General features: G+C 64.4%; 1 protein-coding gene. It reads right to left on the bottom strand.

Annotated elements, in window-relative coordinates; translation table 11 throughout:
- The coding region (locus tag AAIL67_RS24795) for a hypothetical protein (RefSeq protein ID WP_343485412.1) at positions 1 to 203 on the bottom strand (203 nt) is incomplete at its 3' end.
- Positions 204 to 303: the final 100 nt, after the last annotated feature.

Raw genomic sequence — 303 nt, 5'->3', positions numbered from 1 at the left:
GCCGAGCCTTCGGTGGCGGCCTTGACCCGGCTCATGGCCGCTTCAAAGTCTGCGGCGCTCTGCACCACGCCCGCAAACGCCTTGATGCCGAAGTAGCCGGCAACGGTGGCGCCCAGCAGCTTCACATTGCGCCCAAGGCGGCTCAACACCGCAGACGCATCGTCCTTGGCGTTGATCACGATCTGAATGGGCTTGAAGGCCATGGCGTCGGTGCTTGAATGAAAGTGGTTGCTTCGGTTTGCGCTGCAGCCGGCGCTTGCTGGCCGCAGTGCAAACCGCCCCGGCAAGCCGGGAGGTCTGGAT

The sequence above is a fragment of the Comamonas sp. A7-5 genome (genome assembly GCF_039581385.1).
Classification (GTDB): domain Bacteria; phylum Pseudomonadota; class Gammaproteobacteria; order Burkholderiales; family Burkholderiaceae_C; genus Comamonas; species Comamonas thiooxydans.
This window is presented reverse-complemented; position numbering and strand designations above follow the sequence as displayed.